This window comes from Wolbachia endosymbiont of Tuta absoluta, from assembly GCF_059414725.1.
The window spans coordinates 1-9,180 of sequence record NZ_JBNRJY010000187.1 but is presented as its reverse complement, the minus strand read 5'-3'; the positions used below and the strand labels follow the sequence as shown (position 1 = coordinate 9,180).

The window sequence follows — 9,180 nt, the reverse complement described above, 5'->3', positions numbered from 1 at the left end:
ATTTGATCATATGCTACAAAATTACCATAATGCTTTGTTATCGCCGCTGTTAACGTTGTCTTCCCATGATCCACATGTCCTATCGTTCCCACGTTTACATGCGGCTTTCCAAATGCTTCTACTATCGCTGTCATAATTTTAACTCTTCTACCTAAAATATAAATACATCAACAAATAATATGTTGATTTTATATAAATACAACAAAAAAAAGAGCGGATAGTGGGAATCGAACCCACGTCACTAGCTTGGAAGGCTAGAGCTCTACCATTGAGCTATACCCGCACAATGGAGGAGGTAGGATTCGAACCTACGTACGCAATGCGGACAGATTTACAGTCTGTTACCTTTAACCACTCGGTCACTCCTCCACAAAAATCTGTTAAGAGAACACTACCTTAACTTAAGTTTTATTATTCCTAATATTAAACATCCAAATCCAAAAGATCAAGTAATAAAAGCTAATCTAACTGATTTCAGTTAGATTTTACTTTTATATAACAAAATATTGTCAATAAAACGCCCAAATAAGTAATGTGAATCATGTGTACCTGGCGCTTCTTCTGGATGGTATTGAGTAGAAAAGACTGGGTAATCCTTCATCATTATCCCCTCTACACTATTATCAAATAGAGAAATATGAGTAACTTCAACGTTACTTGGAAGAGAAGCTGAATCAACAACAAAACCATGATTTTGGCTAGTTATCTCAACTTTTTTACTCTCCAGATCATAAACTGGATGATTACTCCCTCGATGACCAATATCCATCTTGACAGTCTTTGCTCCCAAAGTAACTGCAAGTAATTGATGGCCCAGGCATATGCCAAAAACTGGTATTTTAGATTTCACAATAATTTCTATTTCTGAAGTTACACTCTCTCCTATCTCTTGTGGATCACCAGGGCCATTTGAAAGCACTATACCATCTGGATTCATGCTTAATATTTTGTGAGCAAAACCTGTATCTGGTTTGACTAATTCAACCGTACAATCAAGTTCTACTAAGCGTGAGATTATACTATTTTTTACACCGAAATCAACAATTACAACCCTATATTTTGCATTAAGAACGCTTTGAAAGTTATTACTTAAACTGACTTTCTTAGTTATTTCTATTCCATTTACAGATTTGTATTTCTTCAATTCATCTAATATATGTACCTCACTTGACGGACATATCATTCCATTTTGAGATCCATGTTTTCTCAAATATCTCGTCAAAGCTCTAGTATCAATTCCCGATATCCCAACTACATTATTTTTCTCCAACCAATCATTTAAACTAATATATGAAGAAGAGTGAGACATAGGAGAAAGTTCACGCATAACCACACCACTTGCAAAAACTTTTTCTCCTTCATTATCTTTGTGATTTATTCCAACATTACCAATATGAGGAAAAGTGAACGCTATTATTTGATCAGCAAAAGAAGGATCTGTTATAGTATGCTGATAACCTGTCATACCAGTGGTAAAACAAACTTCACCTATACATTTGCCTCTTTTACCTACCGATTTTCCCAAAAAGTACTTGCCATCTTGTAAAACTAAAGCTGCATCCTGCATTTAATTCTCTCAACTCATTTAAAATATTATATAAGAATTTTAAATTACAAGTAAGCAAATACTAAATTTCCCTTTAAGTTTATATAAAATTCAAAATTATAAGTAGCTTTCTTTTTTTATTATTTAGGAAAATTATAGCAAACTTAACTTGTGTGAATAGGCAATAGTCATTACATTCATACTTCATGTTATATAAATTCACATGGATAGAAAAACTTGTCTCATTACAGGAGCATCATCTGGCATTGGAGAAAGTCTAGCACGGTTGCTCATTAAAGATCGATGGTTTGTGGTTGGCATTGCAAGGCGCACTGAAAAACTGGAAAAATTAAAAGAAGAATTAGGTAGTAATTTTTTACCTATAACATGTGATGTAAGCAAAAGTGAAAATATTAAAAACTCGTCTGATTTTTTAAAAAAGCAAAATATTATACCAAATCTCTTTTTTCTTAATGCAGGATGTGGCGAAATAGAAGATAAGTTTCATACCAACATTCATAGAAAAACATTTGAAACCAATTATTTTGGCGTTATCAACTGGATTGAAGAATGGATTCATCATAATTCCTTGGCAACTTTTGCGGTTATATCTTCTCTTGTTGCTATGCATGCAACACCACATGCTTCTGCATACTGTGCCAGCAAAGCAGCACTAAAAAGTTGTTTTCAATCACTAAAAATCCAATATTCTAACAGTAGCACAAAGTTTATCACCATAATGCCAGGGCCAGTAAAAACAGATATGTTTAAGTCTAATAAACCACTTCCCTTCATATGGGAGCCAGAAAAAGCTGCAGCATATATTTTAAAAAGTATATTTAAAGGAAAGAAAGTTATAGCGTTTCCAATTTTCTGGCGGTTATTTTTTCATATTTTACAAATTCTTCCCACTAAAATGACTGCAAGAATCTTACGATAATCACCAAATCTACCATCTTGTAAAGCTAAAGCTCTTCAAAACTCAATCGCAAGCTTCTCCACACAAAAACATCTTGACTATCGCATGTTTCATATTATATGAATAAACTGTTAATGAAAGTGGAGGGTTGCAATGCCTAATAATACAGATCAGTCTAAAAAAATAAATGAGAAATGGTTATTTATAGGAGGTGCTTCACTGTTTCTTGTAATAATGCTACCATCAATTTTTCTCTTAGCAAAAATAGCTATGATGTTTGTTATAATCTCAACTACAGCAATAGCAATAAAAATTGCCTCAAAAGCAATATCAAACGTTTTAGAGGATAAAGAGAATCAATCAACACAAAATAAAATTATAAACCTAGCTATTGGAGCAGTGTCCATACTTGCAGGTGGGCTATCATTACTTATTACAGCAAAAGTTGGTTTCATCGCAATATGTTCAACTATAGCTATTTTAGCTCTGTATGAATATATTAAAGATGAAAAAATAGGTAAGGATATAAATGATAAATTCGATGAAATAGCTAATAATACAACTGAGTTTTGCGTCAACAGCATTGAAAAACTTATTCCATCACAAAGTTGTAAAGTGTAATCTTTTGTTTATAAATTTTTAGATGCATGGCTAACGTATAAACACTGAAATCAGCACTTCCTTTCTTGTTATACTAGTAATGGCTTCCATCATCAAAAATGTTGTATTACTTTTATACTCGCAAATCTAACTGGATTCCAATGCTGGAATAACATTACCTTGAATGGAAATCGGTGCGTGATGTACATCTGTATAGAGATTAAATATGTCATTCAGTTTGTTATCATTCTAGTACTGCCATTCTATAGGTAACAGCTGTACCTGGAGCTCCTCTCTTGTCATTCCAGCACTGGAATCCAGAAAACTTAATTTCAAACCAGTACTTTCCCTCTTTTCATCCCAATTTCCAAAATGTTACTCCAGTACTGAAATCCAGCTTTTTTATAACTATCGAAAACACTGTATTACTTTACAAATTTAACTAAATATAATTACTGGCATGGCACGTTCGTAAAATTACGATAAAAAATTACTTGACAAACTCTAATAGTTTTGTTACCATGCACGGTGAAGGTGTTCTAGAGCTCGGAATCTATCTTCGTCTGCAGACTTTTCAATTCAATTAATCTATAATCTTCAGTTAAAATATATTTTAGCTATACTTCGGTCGTAGCTGTATACATTTTTCTCAATCTTTTTTATTAGTGGAGGACTATCATGTTTAAAACACTGAATTACGCATATCATTGACCTACATGTCTTTAAAGGACAGATGGTACCTATGTCCTTTTTATATAAATTATTGTGTTTTTATGTCTTTTTTAGCAATGTCATTTATTGTTTTACGCCCCAGTCTTTTTCAAATATTGCGAGCCCTTGATCAGTAAGTGGATGATTAATTAACTGTCTAAGTATTTTTGCTGGCACAGTAATTGAATGAGCACCAAGCCGTGCAGCTTCTATTACATGTGCTGGACTTCTTACTGATGCAACAAGAACTTTTGTCTTAAAATTATAATTAGAATATATAGTGCATATATCTTCTATTAGCGATAAGCCATCATAGCTTATATCATCAAGGCGACCAACAAAGGGAGAAATAAAACAAGCACCGGCCTTAGCGGCAAACAGTGCTTGTCCAGGAGAAAAACATAATGTAATGTTAGCAGGTATTTTATGTTCTGTCCACAACTTTTTACAAGAAATTAATCCTTCATGTGTAAGAGGTAACTTTACTACGATATTACTAGCGATTTTCGCTAACTTAAGGCCTTCCTTAACCATATCTTCATGGCTATCTGCAACAACTTCAACACTAACAGGTCCTTTTATAATAGAACATATTTCGCTTACTAAATCTTCGTACTTATCTTTATGTCCAGATTTTGCTATTAAAGAAGGATTAGTTGTTATACCATCAATGAACTCTTTTAGCTCCTTAATTTCATTCAAATCAACACTATCAAGAAAAATTTCCATATTATTGTCCTATTAAAAACCTATTTTTACAAAATATTGTCATCTTTGAAAAGTATTAAATAAAATCGGATTTTTAACTCAACTCAATTTTCAGTCCGTTAGGAAAGAAAATATTGCACTGAGACACAGTATAGCGCTTTCCTTAATTGGTTGCATTTTATTAACAAAATTAGCATAACCAATTTCTGAAGTTTACTAGCTTTACGTTCAATAGAAATTCTTGCATAGCCTAAAACTTAGTGCTACTATTAGTATAGTAACACAAATAGATAGTGGGGAACAATAAACAAAATGACTAAGATCTAGTTTAACGCTCGCAATTAAATTCAACTAAAAAGGTTAATACAAAAGGAGTTAATCACTCCCAAAGTAAATATATTATCAAAACAATAGTAATAGGGGGTATACTATGTCAACAAATTTCCTGACATTGAAAAACATATTAGCAGAACTGAAAAGAAAAAATAGCATTACTGTTTTAGAAGAATACTATCAGGACAAATGGGAGATTTATGACTTGCTCATGGATTTGACAAATGATGAAAATTTTAAGCAAGCATATATAGATCTATCTTTCAACAAGAGCTTTAAAAAAAACTTTATAGAATTAGCAAATCAGGCAAAAAAAGCTGTAAGTAAGTATTTTAGAGACAAAGACATAGACCTTCAAGCTTTTTATGTAGAAACTAACAATTCTGATAAAGTGTTAAACATTAATCTTATTAATTACAATAGAAGTGAGCCAATAAGAATTAGTGATATCTTACAGCAAGAAAGGGATATTAGCACATTGAATATTTATTGCAATAAAAAGCATGACATATACGCTTACCGAAAAGGTAAGGAAAGACATTATGAATTTAAAGAGGGTGCATATTATGAAATGACAAGCACTTGGCCTGTGCAGGACAAGGATGGGAAAACTTTTACCTGTACTATGGTTATGAATGTAAGTAATTCTGGTATAACTAAAGTACTACAGTTTAATGGTAAAGATTTTGAATCGCCACCTGAGGAGTTTTGGGAATTAATAAGACAAAATGAGGAATTATATATTCAAGACCTCTCTCTACATGATGCTGTAAAAGCATTATTGAAAAAGAACAAAAATGCTAACATTGCACCGGCTGTTAGTAATCTGCAAAATAACGAACATATCGTAATCAATCAAGACGAAAAGATGAAAGATCTTGAAAATGATGCTAAAAGCAATCCTATTCTTTCTTTCACTAGCAACAATGTATCAGAGGTTAATCCACAGCAGATTGCAACTCAGGCAATTGCAACTCAAACAGAAGTTAATTCACAGCACACTGAAACTCAAACAGAGGTCTCTGTGCAACACGTTAAGACTCAAACAGAAATTGGCTCTCAACAGACTGAAACTCAGACAAAAGTTGATTTACAAGAGGTTGCAATTCAAACAGGAATTAGTTTACAGCACACTGAAACTCAAACGAAAATTGGCTCTCAACAGGCTGAAATTCAAAGTTTACAAGAAGTTGCAACTCAAACAGAAGTTAATTTACAGCACACTGAAACTCAAACAGAGGTCTCTGTGCAACACGTTAAGACTCAAACAGGAATTGGCTCTCAAGAAACTGAAACTCAGACAGAAGTTAATTTGCAAGAAGCTGCAGCGCAAACAGAAGTTAACTCACAACAACTAGATCAAAAGCTTACAAAAGCTGAACAAGAAATTAGAGAATTAAATGAGCAGAGGAACGAATTACGATATAGGTTCGACAAGGCTGAACAAGAACTTGAAGAGTTAGAAAAGCACAATAGTGACTTACAGAATGAACTTGGAGAAGAAAAGCAAGAAATTAGAGAATTAAACGAGCAAAAGAATAAATTACAATATAGGCTCGATGAGGCTGAGCAAGAAATTAGAGAGTTAAATCAGCAGAGAAACAACTTACAATGGGGAGAGTAGACCAGTGGAACTTCCCCTACCAGTCTCTCGCAGAACTGTACATAAACCTCTCAGCTTATACAGCTCCCATTATTTAGCCTTTTTGACCCTAAACCTAGTGTCCAATGATAGAAAATATTTGGAGACCTATCTCTCACCTTTCCTAGAAATTGTCTTGCTAGTCTTCCGTGACTCCTGAGTCTCTTATATTTCCTTTTGACCCACTTTTCTAGATGCCGCTCTACATTCTTTAGAGATTTGTAGACCTCAGTTCTGTAAAATTTGCCATAGTACTGATACCAGCCTCTGACTATTGGATTTACTTTTCCTGATATCTCCTCTAATGTTATATGCGTATTTCGTAGCATTTTCCATGATCTTATGGTTGTAGTAATCTTTTTCTTGGCCTTGTTGCTAATTGCTGGGAGAAATGAAACAAAATGCTTCCCTATTTTATTTCTTGCTAACCTGGGTCTGAATGTGTAACCCAGAAAATCAAAACTTTGTTTAGGAAATTCATCTCTCCTATTGTCATCCTTACAGTACACTATCTGTGTCTTTTTAGGATGTAATTTCAACCTATACTCAGCCAATCTTTCTTCGATCATTACTTTCACAAATCTTGTCTGTTTCTCTGTTCTGCAGTGCACTATCGCATCGTCCACATATCTCTCAAATGGTACCGTCGGATAGTTCTTTTTCATCCATATATCAAACACATGATGCATGAATATATTAGAGATGATTGGGCTAACTGAACCTCCTTGCGGAACTCCTTTATCCCTAACTACTTTACTGCCATCTGCAAGTTGTATAGGGGATTTCATCCACCTTTCAACATATAGTATGACCCATTTGCAGTCTGTGTGTTTCTTGATAGCCTGAAGTGCTAAGTCGTGATCCAGATTGTCGAAGAACCCTGATATATCAAGGTCTACCACCCAATCGTACTTCCAGCATCTCTTACGCGCTGTATCTACCGCATCCAATGCTGATTTATTCGATCTATAACCATATGAATCCTCATGGAATTTTGGCTCCACTAACGGTTCGAGATACATTGTTGCTGCTGTTTGCGCTATCCTATCTGATACTGAAGGAACACATAAAATTCTTTGTCCTCCTCCCATATCTTTCGGTATTGCTACAGCTTTTACAGGCTCTGGAAAATAACTTCCGGATGTCATACGATTCCATAGTTTGTATAGATTATCTTTTAGATTTTCCTCAAACTTTGTTATCGAAACCCCATCTACACCAGCAGCACCTCTATTTTTCGATACTTGTTTATAAGCTCTCCAAATAAGTTGCTTTGGTATATCAAAAGACTTTGTTTTATTCATTAACTCCTCCCTTTCGGTTGATAAATAACTAAAACTAAATAACTCAGCTCCTTCGCTCCATTTCCATTACAGAAACTTCTTCACTACTACGAGCTGATCCGCCCCTGTTTTCCGCATCGGTACTCTCATCCTCAGAGATCAGCTCCTTGGATTTCTCCCTTATCATCGAAACGACAGGTTCCCGCAGTTCCACGCAATAGCCCAAAATAGATTCATGCCACCTCTATGCCGGACGCCATCTATCCAGTAAACAAGCTCCCGATAGATTTATCCCAGGTTAAGTCTAACCCCTGGTTTTGACATCATCCAATTCCTTTCGACACTTTATCAGTGGTTCATTTTCATTCATCTCTCTATTTTACACATGACGCATATTTGCGCCTTTTCCATAACGCTCACTACCTTAGCTTTTTACCAAAGCAGCTTATGGTTGTTTGAAGCCTGCTCTTGTAAGCCGGCTCCGAGGGGCCCACCCCCATCTATTGCGTAGCTTTTGCACTTAGTTTGCTCTTACTTGAACATTCCTTGTGTCTCTACGGCACACCAAACTCGCAGAAATTAAAATATTTCTTGAAAAAGAGCTTGAGAACATCGCTGCTGCATCACCAGTGAGCGATGATGTGAAAACTACCGCAAGTAGTAAAAAAGCTCCTGTGGTGGAGTCTGAAGGAAGTGAATCAAATTTAGCATCGTCGAGTTCTGAAGATGATGATTTTTCTAAACTTGAAAGTGACGATTCTCCTAGAATTTCTTCAGATCCTCCTTCGTTTGATATTATTTATGAAACAGAAGTACCTGAAACTGCAGCAGAAATGCCTTCAATGGTCACCGAGGAAAAGTCTGATGATCTAAATGACGAAAAAGATAATCAGAATTTGACAATACCTACAGCTGTAGATGAGGGTACATCGCCTATTCCCGAAAGTCAATGTGGTACTGCACACAATGAAGAAGATTTTACTGTTCTACCTCAATCATCATCATTAGGTTTTGCAAATGAAAGTGTTAATACCGTAATATCAATTGATAATAACAGAAAAGAGCAAACTTCTAATAAACCCGCCAAGCATGTAGAACAAGTTGCTAACGAAAATATACAACCAAAATCAGTAGCTAATAAGCAAGCTAGTAATAGCAACAAAATTTACACAAAAGAGAATAGCGTTAAATGGCCTACTGTGGCTACATGGATGTTTGCAGTAACTGGAGTACTTTCATTAGCTGCTGCACCAGCTGCATATTTTGCTCTCGGTACTAGTCTGCTGGTAGCAGGAGTAGCGGCAGGCATTGGAGCTTTCTGTATAGTTGCTGCTATAGCTGTACATTATTATAATAAGGCACCTTCAGGTCCACTTAAAGGACCAGGTGTTGAGGAGGTTGTTCATAATGCTGCTGTAGAAGCAAGTTAAGAAATAGT

Annotated in this window: 7 protein-coding genes, 2 tRNA genes and 1 pseudogene; 4 read left to right on the top strand and 6 right to left on the bottom strand. The window is 35.0% G+C overall.

What is annotated here, in order from left to right:
- The 4 genes from ACJ5GX_RS01970 to carA form a co-directional block, all read right to left on the bottom strand.
- Nucleotides 1-134 (bottom strand): GTP-binding protein (locus tag ACJ5GX_RS01970; protein WP_495292645.1); only part of this gene is annotated, 134 nt, incomplete at its 3' end.
- A gap of 78 nt (nt 135-212) precedes the next feature.
- Nucleotides 213-283: transfer RNA gene (locus ACJ5GX_RS01965), tRNA-Gly, on the bottom strand.
- Nucleotides 284-287: 4 nt separating this feature from the next.
- A tRNA-Tyr gene (locus ACJ5GX_RS01960) sits at nt 288-369 on the bottom strand.
- 109 nt (nt 370-478) lie between these two features.
- Nucleotides 479-1,567 carry a glutamine-hydrolyzing carbamoyl-phosphate synthase small subunit gene (carA, locus tag ACJ5GX_RS01955; RefSeq protein WP_052265062.1) on the bottom strand — a complete coding sequence of 363 codons (1,089 nt, stop codon included), beginning with the start codon at nt 1,565-1,567 and terminating at the stop codon, nt 479-481.
- A gap of 202 nt (nt 1,568-1,769) precedes the next feature.
- Between carA and ACJ5GX_RS01950 the strand changes: the two genes are divergently transcribed.
- Nucleotides 1,770-2,486 carry an SDR family NAD(P)-dependent oxidoreductase gene (locus ACJ5GX_RS01950; protein ID WP_007302529.1) on the top strand — a complete coding sequence of 239 codons (717 nt, stop codon included), beginning with the start codon at nt 1,770-1,772 and terminating at the stop codon, nt 2,484-2,486.
- A gap of 132 nt (nt 2,487-2,618) precedes the next feature.
- Entirely contained in the window at nt 2,619-3,086 is a 468-nt protein-coding gene (locus ACJ5GX_RS01945) for a hypothetical protein (protein WP_052265063.1), read from the top strand.
- A gap of 774 nt (nt 3,087-3,860) precedes the next feature.
- On the opposite strand, the gene fsa is transcribed toward ACJ5GX_RS01945, so the two are convergent.
- On the bottom strand, nt 3,861-4,505 hold the full coding sequence (fsa, locus tag ACJ5GX_RS01940; RefSeq protein WP_007302527.1) for a fructose-6-phosphate aldolase: 645 nt from the start codon (nt 4,503-4,505) through the stop codon (nt 3,861-3,863).
- Nucleotides 4,506-4,914: 409 nt separating this feature from the next.
- Here fsa and ACJ5GX_RS01935 point away from each other — a divergent pair.
- Nucleotides 4,915-6,429 (top strand): annotated as a pseudogene (locus ACJ5GX_RS01935) (hypothetical protein); the annotation flags it as partial.
- Nucleotides 6,430-6,491: 62 nt separating this feature from the next.
- On the opposite strand, the gene ltrA reads toward ACJ5GX_RS01935, so the two are convergent.
- A complete protein-coding gene (ltrA, locus tag ACJ5GX_RS01930; RefSeq protein ID WP_264377358.1) occupies nt 6,492-7,763 on the bottom strand; it encodes a group II intron reverse transcriptase/maturase in 1,272 nt (423 codons plus the stop codon).
- Between the two features lie 527 nt (nt 7,764-8,290).
- Between ltrA and ACJ5GX_RS01925 the strand changes: the two genes are divergently transcribed.
- Nucleotides 8,291-9,172, top strand: a complete 882-nt coding sequence (locus tag ACJ5GX_RS01925; RefSeq protein ID WP_495292644.1) for a TomO hydrophobic C-terminal domain-containing protein — start codon at nt 8,291-8,293, stop codon at nt 9,170-9,172.
- The last annotated feature ends 8 nt before the right edge of the window (nt 9,173-9,180 follow it).